The sequence below is a fragment of the Bacillus sp. MSP13 genome, assembly GCF_000815295.1.
Classification (GTDB): domain Bacteria; phylum Bacillota; class Bacilli; order Bacillales; family Bacillaceae; genus Bacillus; species Bacillus vallismortis.
This window is the reverse complement of record NZ_JXAQ01000013.1, coordinates 282,144-295,135: the sequence shown is the minus strand read 5'-3', so window position 1 is coordinate 295,135 and position 12,992 is coordinate 282,144. Positions and strand designations below refer to the sequence as shown.

Genomic DNA, 12,992 nt, shown 5'->3' with positions numbered 1-12,992 from the left:
AGGAGAGACAAGTTGCTGAATTTGATTAGAATTGAATTAAGAAAAATGAAAATGGGCTGGTATGTCAGAGGCGTTCTTATTGCCAACCTGATCATCATGGGCTTTTTGTGGCTGATCAGTTATTCAGAAAGTGCCGATGGCGGGGGTTCGTTCCAAAGCATAGAGGAAGCGTTTCTTATCATCGGCACCTTCGTCAGAGCGGTATTTATCGTTTTTGGCGCTGTGCTGATTACAAAACTGGTGATTTCCGAATATAAAAACAAAACGATTCTTGTGATGTTCACATACCCGATCAGCCGTAAAAAACTGCTCGCTGCTAAGCTTATGATCGCGGGCGGACTGACGTTTACAACGATTTTGCTTTCGAATATGCTCATAGCCGCCGGTTTCTTTTGGCTGAATTCGATCTATCATTTCATACCGGGAGAGCTTACGTCAGAAATCATGTCTCAGCAGGCGGTAAAAATGGCGGTTTTCGCTTTTGGCGCCGCTGGAACCAGTTTAGTTCCCATCTTTTTTGGGATGCGTAAACACTCGGTTCCGGCAACCATCATTTCATCTGTAGTGATTGTGATGCTCATCAGTTCAACAAGTCCGGGCTTCTCCATTTCGTCTGTTGTGTATATCCCATTATCTTTGGCAGCTTTCGGTTTGTTTTTTTCCTACATGGCAATCAGGAACGCAGACAAGCAGGATGCGTAAACAAAGGCGCCCCCTTATAAAAGGCCGATGCTATCAGCACCGGCCTCAGCGTGTCGACAAACCCTCGCATTCGTTGTCAGGCCTGCGCGTCGGTGCTCACGAATTCCTACATTCGCTGTGCTCCGATGCTCGTCCTTCCTAGACTTCAAGGGTTTTCAATCACGCTGATAGATGACAAAGACATAAAACAAAAACCGTTTTATGTCTTTGTCAACAATCTGAGGCCGATGCTATCAGCACCGGCCTTTCGATTATGAATCTGTTCTTGTTTCAAGATAATGCTTCTTGCCAATCTCTTTGCTCATCATATAGAAATGGAAGCAATATTCACCGATTGCCATAGCGACCGCGGCAAATAAAGCCGCCAATGCAACTTCACCGCCAGTCATACCCATAGAGAGCGGCATGCCCATCAGCCAAATGACGAGAAAAGCCAGACCAAAATCAGCTATCGTTGCAATCATATTATTCCATCTCGGCAAGATATAAAGATCGCCCAGCAAATAAGAAATAATCCCTAACACAAGTGTTATTAAGAGCGTATCACCAAACGTGTAACCAAAACCCAGACCGAGCACGAGATACAACACAATGATTGTCATAATACCTTTAATCGCGAGTGCTTTCACATGTGTCATTCCAAAAGACCTCCTTCTATATGTTGATTTTGTTATGTATGATTCCTCAAATGCAGAAAGTTAAACCATAAATTGCGTTTTTACAGTCCATATAAGGGAGTGAATGTTTTTATGAAGGGAAAAGTGATGACCATTTTGCTGACGTGTATACTTTTCGGAGGCGGGTGCAAGTCTGCTGAAGAACCCCCCGCATCATCTGCTCAATCATCTCGCCTGCCTGCTTCTTCTAAAAACAAAGCTTACGATATTCATGAGGATTTTGTTGAAGCGGAGCGTTCATTCGGATTCGATTTGTTCCGAAATATGTCAGACCATGGCAGGTTAATGGATAATCTGCTGATTTCTCCGTACAGCTTACACCAGGTGCTGATGATGACAGCAAATGGAGCGGCTGGAGATACAGCAAAAGAAATGAAAGCAGCCCTATACTTGTCGGACATTCAAGACAGCGTTATAAATGAGTCATCGTATGCGCTCTTGAAAAGGTTCGAATCTTTGCCGAAAGGTGATCTGCTGACTGCTAATGCCGTATGGTCAAGGCTTGAAGCTAAGCCAGACTTTAAACAAACGATTAAACAATTCTTCTCAGGCAGTGTCTTTAAAATGGCTGAGAATATTCACACCGCAAAAAACTCGATCAATCAGTGGACGGCTCACCAAACAAAGGGACATATTGACGATATAGCGGATCGTCTTTCACCGGAGGCTGTTTCGCTGTTGATAAACGCCGTCTATTTTCAAGAAAAGTGGTCGCTGCCGTTTGACCGGCACGTGACCGCTGAGGAGCTGTTTTTTCTGCCTGACGGCTCGAGCAAAAAACTGCTGATGATGAAGCAGACTGCACGCCTTGCTTACTTAGAAAATGAATTGTTTCAAGCAGTCAAGCTTCCATATGAAGATCAACACCTATCTTTCACTTTATTTCTGCCAAAGAAAAAACCGGCTTCTTTCATGTCTTTATTTTCAAATCAAAGTGTAAAAGAATGGGACAATTCATTTCAGCCCAAAGCAGTGAAATTGAGTATGCCCCGGTTCACATTGAATGGGAGGTCTCAGGTAAAACAGGCTCTTCGGGAGATGGGGATGGAATCCGTCTTTTCCGCTGCTGACTTTTCCAGCATGTTTACTGAAGGCCGCGGGGTAACAATTGATGATGTGAATCACCATACATTTATCAAGGTGGATGAATCAGGGACCGAAGCCGCGGCTGCCTCTTCAGTGGAAGTTATTGAGAGGGGACTGGCCCCAGACGTTACCTTGAGGGCCGACCGCCCATTTTTCTTTGCCATTACTGATGAACAAACAAAAAGTCTTTTGTTTTTAGGCTTTGTCGCGAATCCGAATGAATAAATTTACAAACTTCTCCTGTCCCTCCGTCATCACTTTTGAAGTCATGAAATATGATGAAAGGAGATCAAGGGGAGGTGACGTGATGGCGGTCGTTAGAGCAACGAGCGAGGATATCGATTTGCTGGCAAGGCTGCTCAGAGCTGAAGCGGAAGGCGAAGGCAAGCAGGGGATGCTGCTTGTCGGCAATGTGGGAATTAATCGGCTGCGGGCAAATTGCTCAGATTTTAAAGGCCTCCGCACCATCAGGCAGATGATTTTTCAGCCGCACGCATTTGAGGCGGTCACTCATGGATATTTTTATCAAAGGGCACGGGAGAGCGAGAAAAGCCTTGCACGCCGTTCGATTAATGGCGAAAGGATCTGGCCTGCAAAATTTAGTTTGTGGTACTTCAGACCGGAGGGGGACTGTCCGCCCCAGTGGTATAACCAGCCGCTAGTGGCCAGATACAAGTCACACTGCTTTTATCAGCCGACTGGGGAAACGTGTGAAAATGTATATAACACATTTTAGAGACAGGGCGCCGTTCAAATCGAACGGTGTCTTTTATTTGAAAAATATACAATGGAAAATATTCCTGTGAGATAATGAAAGTAAAAACGGAGATGACAGAATGGCAACAATAGACCTGCAAAAGAAAAGCGTAAAGATCGTACTGGAGAAAAAGCAATTAACGAAGGTGACGGCCCGTGTCGGACTGGTGCTTGATATCACGGGGTCCATGAGAGCGCTCTATAAAAACGGAACGGTTCAAAACGTGGTGGAACGGATATTGGCTGTGGCCGATCAATTTGATGATAACGGCTTACTGGATGTATGGGTGTATGATAACGAATTCTCCCGATTAAAGCCAGTTTCTGAAAAGGATTTTTCAGGTTATGTCGATCGTGAAATTTTACATAATGACCGCTTGCATAAATTCGGCAGAAATGATGAGCCGCCGGTCATGAAGGACGTGCTGCGCAAATACGTTGCAGAGGAACCGAGTTCTTATCCCGCTTTCGTCGTTTTTATTAATGACGGAGGCTGTAAAAAGTCGATCAAACCAATTATTGCAGCCTCTTCTGATAAGCCGGTGTTTTGGCAGTTTGTCGGCATCGGAAACGGAAACTTCGATTTTCTCAATAAACTGGATACGTTAGAAGGACGCGCTATTGATAATACGAATTTCCTGCGTATTGAAGAAATCGACCGCATTTCTGATGATGAGCTTTATGATGCTCTGCTTACTGAATTTCCATTTTGGCTCAAGGAAGCGAGGCAAAAAGGAATTGTAAGAGAACAAGAGCCCCCTGCTGAAAAGCCGAAAAAGAAGGGTTTTTTCAGCAGATTGTTTTCAAAATAACTGATACGGCACTGAGTCATTCTGCGAAATGGCTCGGTGTTTTTGTTTTTTTAAGATCCTGTGAAGAAAAATAGTTCGAATGGGCGGCTTGCAATCGACAGGGTAAGCGGAAAAAGCGCCATTTAGCCAGCTTTCGATACGAATCAGCAGCAGGTTTGTGAGCGAAGACCTGTTTTTGATGTTCAACGCTTACAATCGGTTCATACTTCTTCACAGCCGTTTAACAATGATTTCCTATAATGGAGGCGATCAATGAGAAGAGAGGGGATCTTGAATGGCACACGACAATCGTTTTGATGAATGGGTACAGAAACTGAAAGAGGAAAGCTTTCAAAACAATACGTTTGACCGCCGCAAATTTATTCAAGGTGCGGGGAAGATTGCAGGGCTTTCGCTTGGATTAACCATCGCTCAGTCAATCGGTGCATTTGAAGTCAATGCTGCGCCTAGGTTCTCTAGCTATCCGTTTACATTAGGGGTCGCGTCTGGAGATCCGCTTTCTGACAGTGTCGTGCTCTGGACGCGTCTTGCGCCAGATCCGCTGAACGGCGGGGGAATGCCGAAACAGGCGGTCCCGGTCAAATGGGAGGTTGCAAAGGATGAACATTTCCGCAAAATTGTGAGAAAGGGCACCGAGATGGCCAAACCGAGCCTCGCCCACTCTGTTCACGTTGAGGCGGACGGGCTTGAGCCAAATAAAGTGTACTATTATCGTTTCAAAACCGGACATGAACTAAGCCCTGTCGGAAAAACAAAAACGCTGCCTGCCCCGGGCGCCAATGTCCCGCAGATGACCTTTGCGTTCGCTTCCTGTCAGCAATATGAGCATGGATATTATACGGCCTACAAGCATATGGCGAAGGAAAAGCTTGATCTTGTCTTCCATCTCGGTGATTACATCTATGAATATGGCCCAAATGAATATGTTTCAAAAACAGGCAATGTCCGCACGCACAACAGCGCGGAAATCATTACGCTGCAAGACTATCGGAACCGCCATGCCCAATACCGCTCTGATGCCAATTTAAAAGCTGCGCATGCGGCGTTCCCTTGGGTTGTGACGTGGGATGACCACGAAGTCGAAAATAACTATGCCAATAAAATACCGGAAAAAGGACAGTCGGTTGAAGCATTCGTGCTCCGCCGTGCGGCTGCGTATCAGGCGTACTATGAACATATGCCGCTTCGCATCTCCTCTCTGCCGAATGGTCCTGATATGCAGCTGTACCGTCACTTTACGTACGGAAACCTGGCATCCTTCAATGTTCTTGATACCCGCCAGTACAGGGACGACCAAGCCAATAACGACGGCAATAAGCCGCCTTCTGATGAATCGCGCAATCCGAATCGGACCCTGTTAGGAAAGGAACAGGAGCAATGGCTCTTCAACAATTTGAGCAGCTCGACCGCGCACTGGAATGTGCTGGCGCAGCAGATTTTCTTTGCGAAGTGGAATTTTGGGACAAGCGCAAGCCCGATCTACAGCATGGATTCGTGGGACGGCTACCCGGCCCAGCGCGAGCGGGTTATCAATTTTATTAAAAGCAAAAACCTGAATAATGTTGTTGTGCTGACAGGTGATGTACACGCAAGCTGGGCATCGAATCTGCACGTCGACTTTGAGAAGACAAGCTCAAATATTTTCGGGGCTGAATTTGTCGGAACCTCGATCACCTCTGGAGGAAACGGCGCGGATAAACGGGCGGACACAGACAAAATTTTAAAGGAAAATCCGCATATTAAGTTCTTTAATGACTATCGCGGATATGTCCGCTGTACTGTGACGCCTCAGCAGTGGAAAGCCGATTATCGGGTGATGCCGTTTGTGACAGAACCCGGCGCAGCGGTTTCAACAAGGGCTTCATTCGTTTATCAAAAGGACCAAACCGGGTTGAAAAAGGTTTCCTCCACAACCATCCAAGGCGGTGTGAAGCAATCTGATGAAGTCGAAGAGGACCGGTTCTTTGCGCACAACACAGCCCATGAAAAACAAATGATTAAGAAACGGGCAAAAATCACGAATTAAGGAGTGAAAAAGTATGTTTTCAAACATTGGGATACCGGGCTTGATTCTGATCTTTGTCATCGCCCTCATTATTTTTGGCCCTTCAAAGCTGCCCGAAATCGGGCGAGCTGCCGGACGGACACTGCTGGAATTTAAAAGCGCCACAAAATCACTTGTGTCTGGTGATGAAAAAGAAGAAAAATCGGCTGAGCTGACAGCGGTCAAGCAGGACAAAAACGCGGGCTGAGTGCTGATGAGGCAGACACCGGGTCTGCCTCTTTTTTTATAAAAGGGAGGGCTTTTTTGAATGGATAAAAAAGAAACCCATCTGATCGGGCATTTAGAAGAGCTTCGCCGCCGGATTATCGCGACTCTCGCGGTATTTCTTCTATTTCTCATCACGGCTTTTTTGTTTGTGCAGGATATTTATGACTGGCTGATCAGGGATTTGGATGGGAAGTTGGCTGTGCTTGGGCCGAGTGAAATCCTCTGGGTGTATATGATGCTTGCCGGCATTTGTGCCATTGCGGCTTCCATCCCTGTTGCCGCGTACCAGCTGTGGCGTTTCGTTGCCCCCGCTTTGACAAAAACGGAGCGCAAGGTGACGCTCATGTACATACCCGGGTTGTTTGCGTTGTTTTTGGCGGGGATCTCTTTCGGATACTTTGTCTTGTTTCCGATCGTACTCAGTTTTTTGACTCATTTGTCTTCCGGCCATTTTGAAACGATGTTTACAGCTGACCGTTATTTCAGGTTTATGGTGAATTTGAGCCTGCCGTTTGGCTTTCTGTTTGAAATGCCTTTAGTGGTGATGTTTTTAACAAGACTGGGCATCTTAAATCCTTACCGGCTGGCCAAAGCGAGAAAGCTGTCCTATTTTTTGCTGATTGTCGTGTCTGTATTGATTACACCGCCTGATTTCATTTCTGATTTTCTCGTCATGATTCCGCTGCTTGTCCTGTTTGAAGTGAGTGTCACCTTATCGGCGCTTGTTTACAAAAAGAGACTGACAAGCGAAACGGCGGCCGCTTAGTGCAGCGTACCGCCGGGTGACTTCACATCCTGATCGTATTGTGCTGCCGTAACAGCGGCGATCCTCAATGCCCGGACAATCATGTCCAAGCTGAGGCTCGGCGCTGTTTTGTCGATGGTCTGTTCAGGAATGAAAGGAATATGAATAAATCCGCCGCGAATGTGTGAAGATGTTCGGCTAATGTGATCCATTAACCCGTAGAACAAATAGTTGCATACAAATGTGCCTGCCGTATGGGAAACAGCGGCTGGTATGCCGTTTTCCTTCATGTTCTCAGTCATCCTTTTTACAGGAAGCCCGGTCCAGTATGCGGCAGGTCCGCCTGGAGAAATCTCTTCATCAATCGGCTGCTGGCCTTCATTATCGGGGATGCGCGCGTCTGCGAGATTGATCGCCACCCGTTCCGGCGTGATCTGCATCCGCTCGCCGGCTTGGCCAACGCAGATCACGATATCCGGCTGATGCTTCTGAATAGCTTGCCGCAGAGTGTCCAAAGCGGTTTTAAAGACAGTCGGAATTTGTGCTGCTGTGATGATGGCTTCATCTGTCTCGAAGCCATCCAGCTGTTTCGCCGCTTCCCATGATGGATTGACTTTTTCTTTGTCAAAAGGGTCAAAGCCTGTGATCAGCACTTTTTTTCTCATCTTCTCATCTCCTTTTTTTTATTCTATTGTTTATTTATGGATTTTTTCATCAAAATAATGAAAAGGAGTGAATCGCAATGGAGCCTTTGCCGCAGCGGTACCGCCAGCTGTTCCCAACCGTGCGGACACATACGATGCTTGCCAGTTGTTCTCAGAGCGCGTTGGCAGAGCCTGTGTCGAGGGCGATCAAAGACTATCATGACAGCCTGTTGCTTATGGGAACGAACTGGAATGAAGCAATCGAAAAAACAGAGAGTGCGAGAAACGAGTTTGCAAAGCTGATAGGGGCTGAACCGGATGAAATTGCGATTGTGCCGTCAGTTTCTGATGCGCTGGTCTCTGTCGCATCGTCTTTATCTGGTTTTCGAAAGAAGCATGTTGTGTATACGGAGATGGATTTTCCGGCGGTGTCCCATGTTTGGCAGGCGCAATCCGATTATACCGTATCTGTCATTCCAACAATAGATAGGGGATTGCATCCCAAACAATATGAAAAAGATATCACAGATGAAACAGTGCTGACGTGTGTTCCGCACGTTCATTATCGGGACGGCTTTGTTCAGGATGTAAAAGCGATCGCAGAGATGTCTAAGAAAAAGGGTTCTTTGTTATTTGTGGATGCTTATCAATCAGCGGGGCACATTCCCATTGATGTGAAGGAGTGGGGCGCAGATATGCTGGCGGCGGGCACCCGGAAGTATTTGCTCGGCATACCGGGAATGGCATTTCTTTATGTGAGAAAGGAGCTTGCGGACGCACTGAAGCCGAAATCATCGGCTTGGTTTGGCAGGGGCGGATTTGATGCGGCTTATGCCACAGGCGCGCGGCGTTTTCAAACAGGCACCCCTGCTTTTATCAGTGTATACGCCGCGGCATCGGCTTTATCACTGCTGAACCATATCGGGGTTTCCCGCATCCGGGATCATGTGAAAACGATCTGTGCTGATGCATGTCAATATGCTGCTGATAAAGGCCTGCAGCTGGCGGCGGCACCAGCGGGGGATCAGCCGGGTATGGTTGCGATCCGGGATGAGCGGGCATCTGAAACGGCGGCGCTGCTGAAGAAGAAAAAAGTGATTTGCGCGCCGCGGGACACTCTCATTCGTCTCGCTCCCCACTTTTACAACACGAAGGATGAATTGCGCCATGCGATTGATGAAATCGCGGCGGTTTTCTCCGCGCGCTGATTGCGGCACATGTAAACAAACAAAAGCCCCTGACCTTGAGATCAGGGGCTTTCCATATTAATGATCAACCTTCACCCGCTTCAAAAAGAAAGCGCCAATTAAACCGATAATCGCCACAATCATCGCAAACACAAACGCGTGCTGTATGCCCGCTGTCAAAGCCTGCGGGATGACTGCCGGATCGGTGGGGTTTTTGGCTGTGCTCATATAATCATGCTGGCCCGCAGCCATAATGCTGACCGCAACCGCTGTTCCGATAGCGCCCGCCATTTGCTGGAGCGTATTCATGATGGCGGTGCCGTCTGGATAAAACTCAGGCGGAAGCTGGTTTAAACCATTTGTCTGCGCAGGCATCATGATCATAGAGATTCCGATCATCAAGCAGGTGTGCAAGATGATAATCATCACAGCCGTTGAAGTGGTTGTGATGTTTGAGAAGAACCAAAGGACAACAGTCACAATCACAAATCCCGGGATGACAAGCCATTTCGGTCCGTATTTGTCGAACAGACGGCCTGTAACAGGGGACATAAATCCGTTTAAAACGCCGCCCGGCAAGAGAATAAGGCCAGAGGCAAATGCCGTCAGGACTAAGCCGCCTTGCAAATACATCGGCAGAAGCAGCATAGAGGACAGAATGACCATCATGCAAATGAACACCATGAGCACGCCCAAAATAAACATCGGATATTTGAACGCACGGAGATTGATCATTGGCTGCTTCATCGTCAGCTGGCGGATTGAAAACAGGATAAGACTGACAACGCCGACAATCAGCGAGACGATAACAGTCGGGCTGGACCATCCGCCGGAGCCTTCACCCGCGTTGCTGAATCCAAACACGATGCCGCCAAAACCAATCGTGGACAGGATGATAGACAATATATCAATTTTCGGCTTTGTAATCTCAGATACATTTTGCATATACGCGATACCGAAAACAAGGGCCAGCACAAGGAACGGAAGAGAGATCCAAAAAATCCAGTGCCAGTTGAGATGCTCCAGAACCAATCCGGAGAAAGTCGGGCCGATGGCGGGTGCAAACATAATGACAAGTCCGATCGTCCCCATCGCCGCGCCTCGTTTATGAGGCGGGAAAATCACCAAAATCGTGTTAAACATCAGCGGCAATAAAAGCCCCGTTCCAATAGCCTGAACGATCCTCGCCGCTAATAAAAACGGGAAGCTGGGCGCAAGCGCCGCGATCAAGGTGCCTGCAATTGAAAAGATCAGTGACACGGTAAAAAGCTGTCTTGTTGTGAACCACTGCAAGAGCAGGCCTGATACAGGAACGAGGATACCAAGCACTAGCAGGTAGCCTGTCGTCAACCATTGAACGGTTGCCGCTGTAATATTTAATTCCTTCATAAGATCGGTTAACGCGATGTTCAGTGCCGTTTCACTGAACATGCCGATAAAACCGGCCAACAGCAAGGAAATCATAATCGGCATCACTTTGTATTGCGGAGATGCTTTAGCTGCTGTTTCCAAAATCATTTCCCCTCTCTGTCAGCTGAATGAATTCATTCAGCTTATATAAGTATGTCTCTTTTTATCTCTTCAGCAGGGCGGGTATGCGGTTGGAGATATGAAGGAGCGGTGTGCTGTTTTTTGCCGTCAATGATAGAAGGATACCGCCTTCAATCATCGCGTTAATCACAGTGCTGGCTTCCTTAGCATGGCTCTCGCTGCAGCCTGCCTTCCGCAGTTTTTCCTCATACACAGAGGCCCACTCTTTGTAGGCTTCATGGCAGGCTTCCCTCAAAGGTTCGCTTTTCAATGACGTCTCAGCCGCAAGCAAGCCGACAGGCAAGCCTTCAATGTCTTCCGTACATGAAAATTGGCAGGAGAGCTCCTTCAAAAAGGATTGAATGCCTTCCGCCGGATCGGTGCAGGCTTCCATGCAGTCCGCGATTTTCTGGCGGATATAGTCCTTCATCTCATTCACCGCTTCGATCGCGAGCTGTTCTTTACCGCCCGGAAAGTGGTAATAAAGAGAGCCTTTAGGCGCGCCGCTTTCCTTTATAATCTGGCTCAGCCCCGTGCCGTAATACCCCTGCAGCTGAAATAGCCGGGTAGCTGCTGAAAGGATTTTCTCACGGGAATCTCCATAACTCATCACATTCCCACCTCACTGAATTGCAATCAAAAATAAAATATAGTGACTGGTCTATTATCTTGATTCAATCATCATATGTCAAGAGAAATTGACTGTATGAAAAACAAAAATTAAAGGGCCTCTGGTACTTTTAGCTTTCTTTATCTTTGAATTTGCTAATGATAAAATGATGGAAGAAACCGATAAGGGAGGTCTCTCTCATTTGCGATTCAATAGATACACAATGATCCTCATCCTTCTTGCCGCAGCATCTCATGTCATTTCAATATACGTATTTCACCAAGGGATTCTAGCTTACCTACTTGCCATTGTCTTTTTATTAGCAGCTGGATACTCCACGAAATCAACGAAACCCAAAGACGAGAATCAAACCAAATAAAAAAGAGAAAAGGATTACTCTCCTTCTCTCTTTTTTTTGTGCCTGATCCACACACCATCAAAAATGAAAGCAGCTGTCATCACAACAACTAAAACGATGATTGTCACTGTGAAAGAAAAATGTTCTCTTATATTTGCCATAAATAACGCCCCTAAAGCCCCAAACACAAAACCCTTTACTGTATTCAACGCGAAGTTCAAACCTTTCTTCATTTGATTGGTCGTGAGTACAAAAATGAAAGAACTCAAGATAAGATTGTTAATATTTATATGTTAAAACAAAAATAGGTGAAAATACCTTTCTCGAATCTTAAATTCTCTTTAAAAATAAGGTGAAATTACCCTTCTCATAATTAATTTGGTAATGTAATATATTTGAAGAATTTGTTACAAAAAAAGGAGGAAATTATGAAATTTGTAAAAAGTAAGTTCATTGCACTTGTAACAATTTTGGCGCTGTCAGTTACATCGCTGTTTGCGGTGCAGCCGTCAGCAAAGGCTGCTGAACACAATCCTGTTGTTATGGTACATGGTATTGGAGGAGCATCATACAATTTTTCGGGAATCAAGAGTTATCTTGTCTCTCAAGGCTGGTCACGAAGCAAGCTGTATGCAGTTGATTTTTGGGACAAGACAGGCACGAATTATAACAATGGCCCTGTATTATCACGTTTTGTGAAAAAGGTGTTGGACGAAACAGGTGCGAAAAAAGTGGATATTGTCGCTCACAGCATGGGGGGCGCGAACACACTTTATTACATAAAAAATCTGGACGGCGGAAATAAAATTGAAAACGTCGTAACGCTTGGCGGAGCGAATCGTTTGACGACAGGCAAGGCGCTTCCGGGAACAGATCCTAATCAAAAGATTTTGTACACATCCATTTACAGCAGTGCCGATATGATTGTCATGAATTACTTGTCAAAATTAGACGGTGCCAAAAACGTTCAAATTCATGGTGTTGGCCACATCGGGCTTCTATACAGCAGCCAAGTCAACAGCCTGATTAAAGAAGGGCTCAACGGCGGGGGCCAAAATACGAACTAATAAGAAACATAACCTTGAAGAATGTCTATTCTTCAAGGTTATTCTGCTTTCAGCACAATGGTTTTCGCAGCCATATCATGAACGGCTTGTTTTTTCTTCGTAAAGGCGGCTGTTAAATAGATCAGGCGGGAGAACACATGCACCCAAGCGATCATGTAACGGGCAATAGCCTGTGGGAGGGTGATTTTCTCGTAGGTTTCGTCCCTCACAATTTGCAGCCCGATGATTTTTTTTCCGAGTGTACCCTTCCAATTTGTCAGCGGCATCAGCAGTGGATACACAAGCAACACCAATATGGCGGTAACAATGACGCCGGCGGATCCGTCGCCAAACGTAAATCCGGATGCCACAATCACTGCGGCTGCTATGATCACATCAAGTAGTAGAGCGCAGGCGCGCAGCATAAAACCAGCTGGTTCCAACATAAACACTTCCTTACATTTAAATAAACACCTAATCATTGTAAAAAAGAAGAGCCTTTAGATGGAATAGGTTATAAGTCTTAAATCACAAAAAACAGTTAAAATATCATAGGTAAATAGACAT

Annotated in this window: 15 protein-coding genes and 2 pseudogenes; 10 read left to right on the top strand and 7 right to left on the bottom strand. The window is 46.2% G+C overall.

Annotated elements, in window-relative coordinates; all coding sequences use genetic code 11:
- The first annotated feature begins 15 nt into the window (after window positions 1-15).
- Complete coding sequence (locus SC79_RS16360) at window positions 16-702, top strand: ABC transporter permease (protein WP_082022799.1); 687 nt, start codon at window positions 16-18, stop codon at window positions 700-702.
- Here SC79_RS16360 and SC79_RS21395 read toward each other — a convergent pair.
- Both SC79_RS21395 and SC79_RS16355 read right to left on the bottom strand, forming a co-directional pair.
- Window positions 663-755 (bottom strand): annotated as a pseudogene (locus SC79_RS21395) (hypothetical protein); the annotation flags it as partial. The gene SC79_RS16360 and the pseudogene SC79_RS21395 sit on opposite strands and share 40 nt — an antisense overlap.
- 198 nt (window positions 756-953) lie before the next feature.
- Window positions 954-1,340, bottom strand: a complete 387-nt coding sequence (locus SC79_RS16355) for a DUF2512 family protein (protein ID WP_039075958.1) — start codon at window positions 1,338-1,340, stop codon at window positions 954-956.
- 111 nt (window positions 1,341-1,451) lie between these two features.
- Here SC79_RS16355 and SC79_RS16350 point away from each other — a divergent pair, with 111 nt between their 5' ends.
- From SC79_RS16350 to tatC, 7 genes and pseudogenes are all read left to right on the top strand, one after another.
- A complete protein-coding gene (locus tag SC79_RS16350; protein WP_039075957.1) occupies window positions 1,452-2,690 on the top strand; it encodes a serpin family protein in 1,239 nt (412 codons plus the stop codon).
- An 82-nt stretch (window positions 2,691-2,772) separates the two neighbouring features.
- Window positions 2,773-3,201: a cell wall hydrolase gene (locus tag SC79_RS16345; RefSeq protein ID WP_039075956.1), complete on the top strand. Its 429-nt coding sequence runs from the start codon at window positions 2,773-2,775 to the stop codon at window positions 3,199-3,201.
- Window positions 3,202-3,301: 100 nt separating this feature from the next.
- Window positions 3,302-4,033 carry a vWA domain-containing protein gene (locus SC79_RS16340; RefSeq protein WP_039075955.1) on the top strand — a complete coding sequence of 244 codons (732 nt, stop codon included), beginning with the start codon at window positions 3,302-3,304 and terminating at the stop codon, window positions 4,031-4,033.
- A 79-nt stretch (window positions 4,034-4,112) separates the two neighbouring features.
- Window positions 4,113-4,289, top strand: a pseudogene (locus tag SC79_RS20200) (hypothetical protein).
- 18 nt (window positions 4,290-4,307) lie between these two features.
- Window positions 4,308-6,059, top strand: coding sequence for an alkaline phosphatase PhoD (gene phoD, locus SC79_RS16330; RefSeq protein ID WP_039075954.1), 1,752 nt, complete (start codon window positions 4,308-4,310; stop codon window positions 6,057-6,059).
- Between the two features lie 13 nt (window positions 6,060-6,072).
- Entirely contained in the window at window positions 6,073-6,285 is a 213-nt protein-coding gene (gene tatAD / locus SC79_RS16325; protein WP_003223835.1) for a sec-independent protein translocase protein TatAD, read from the top strand.
- 60 nt (window positions 6,286-6,345) lie between these two features.
- Window positions 6,346-7,071, top strand: a complete 726-nt coding sequence (tatC, locus tag SC79_RS16320; RefSeq protein ID WP_039075953.1) for a twin-arginine translocase subunit TatC — start codon at window positions 6,346-6,348, stop codon at window positions 7,069-7,071.
- Here tatC and pcp read toward each other — a convergent pair.
- Window positions 7,068-7,715 carry a pyroglutamyl-peptidase I gene (gene pcp / locus SC79_RS16315; RefSeq protein ID WP_039075952.1) on the bottom strand — a complete coding sequence of 216 codons (648 nt, stop codon included), beginning with the start codon at window positions 7,713-7,715 and terminating at the stop codon, window positions 7,068-7,070. The two genes, tatC and pcp, sit on opposite strands and share 4 nt — an antisense overlap.
- A gap of 77 nt (window positions 7,716-7,792) precedes the next feature.
- Between pcp and SC79_RS16310 the strand changes: the two genes are divergently transcribed.
- A complete protein-coding gene (locus tag SC79_RS16310; RefSeq protein WP_039075951.1) occupies window positions 7,793-8,902 on the top strand; it encodes an aminotransferase class V-fold PLP-dependent enzyme in 1,110 nt (369 codons plus the stop codon).
- Window positions 8,903-8,959: 57 nt separating this feature from the next.
- On the opposite strand, the gene lmr(B) is transcribed toward SC79_RS16310, so the two are convergent.
- From lmr(B) to SC79_RS21560, 3 genes are all read right to left on the bottom strand, one after another.
- A complete protein-coding gene (gene lmr(B), locus SC79_RS16305) occupies window positions 8,960-10,399 on the bottom strand; it encodes a lincomycin efflux MFS transporter Lmr(B) (RefSeq protein ID WP_082022771.1) in 1,440 nt (479 codons plus the stop codon).
- Window positions 10,400-10,454: 55 nt separating this feature from the next.
- The gene (gene lmrA / locus SC79_RS16300; RefSeq protein ID WP_039075949.1) at window positions 10,455-11,021 is read right to left on the bottom strand and encodes a transcriptional regulator LmrA; all 567 of its coding nucleotides are present in this window, start codon (window positions 11,019-11,021) and stop codon (window positions 10,455-10,457) included.
- Window positions 11,022-11,414: 393 nt separating this feature from the next.
- Window positions 11,415-11,540: a hypothetical protein gene (locus SC79_RS21560; RefSeq protein WP_257392331.1), complete on the bottom strand. Its 126-nt coding sequence runs from the start codon at window positions 11,538-11,540 to the stop codon at window positions 11,415-11,417.
- A 267-nt stretch (window positions 11,541-11,807) separates the two neighbouring features.
- Here SC79_RS21560 and SC79_RS16295 point away from each other — a divergent pair, with 267 nt between their 5' ends.
- Window positions 11,808-12,446, top strand: a complete 639-nt coding sequence (locus SC79_RS16295) for an esterase/lipase family protein (RefSeq protein ID WP_010331400.1) — start codon at window positions 11,808-11,810, stop codon at window positions 12,444-12,446.
- A 38-nt stretch (window positions 12,447-12,484) separates the two neighbouring features.
- Here SC79_RS16295 and SC79_RS16290 read toward each other — a convergent pair whose 3' ends face one another.
- Window positions 12,485-12,868 (bottom strand): RDD family protein, encoded by a 384-nt coding sequence (locus SC79_RS16290; RefSeq protein ID WP_039076038.1) that lies wholly within the window; start codon window positions 12,866-12,868, stop codon window positions 12,485-12,487.
- Window positions 12,869-12,992: the final 124 nt, after the last annotated feature.

Excerpts from the sequence above, each read along its gene's own strand:
- SC79_RS16355 (WP_039075958.1), bottom strand. The coding sequence starts at position 1,340 with ATGACACATGTGAAAGCACTCGCGATTAAAGGTATTATGACAATCATT.
- SC79_RS16350 (WP_039075957.1), top strand. The coding sequence starts at position 1,452 with ATGAAGGGAAAAGTGATGACCATTTTGCTGACGTGTATACTTTTCGGA.
- SC79_RS16345 (WP_039075956.1), top strand. The coding sequence starts at position 2,773 with ATGGCGGTCGTTAGAGCAACGAGCGAGGATATCGATTTGCTGGCAAGG.
- SC79_RS16340 (WP_039075955.1), top strand. The coding sequence starts at position 3,302 with ATGGCAACAATAGACCTGCAAAAGAAAAGCGTAAAGATCGTACTGGAG.
- phoD (WP_039075954.1), top strand. The coding sequence starts at position 4,308 with ATGGCACACGACAATCGTTTTGATGAATGGGTACAGAAACTGAAAGAG.
- tatAD (WP_003223835.1), top strand. The coding sequence starts at position 6,073 with ATGTTTTCAAACATTGGGATACCGGGCTTGATTCTGATCTTTGTCATC.
- tatC (WP_039075953.1), top strand. The coding sequence starts at position 6,346 with ATGGATAAAAAAGAAACCCATCTGATCGGGCATTTAGAAGAGCTTCGC.
- pcp (WP_039075952.1), bottom strand. The coding sequence starts at position 7,715 with ATGAGAAAAAAAGTGCTGATCACAGGCTTTGACCCTTTTGACAAAGAA.
- SC79_RS16310 (WP_039075951.1), top strand. The coding sequence starts at position 7,793 with ATGGAGCCTTTGCCGCAGCGGTACCGCCAGCTGTTCCCAACCGTGCGG.
- lmrA (WP_039075949.1), bottom strand. The coding sequence starts at position 11,021 with ATGAGTTATGGAGATTCCCGTGAGAAAATCCTTTCAGCAGCTACCCGG.
- SC79_RS21560 (WP_257392331.1), bottom strand. The coding sequence starts at position 11,540 with ATGGCAAATATAAGAGAACATTTTTCTTTCACAGTGACAATCATCGTT.
- SC79_RS16295 (WP_010331400.1), top strand. The coding sequence starts at position 11,808 with ATGAAATTTGTAAAAAGTAAGTTCATTGCACTTGTAACAATTTTGGCG.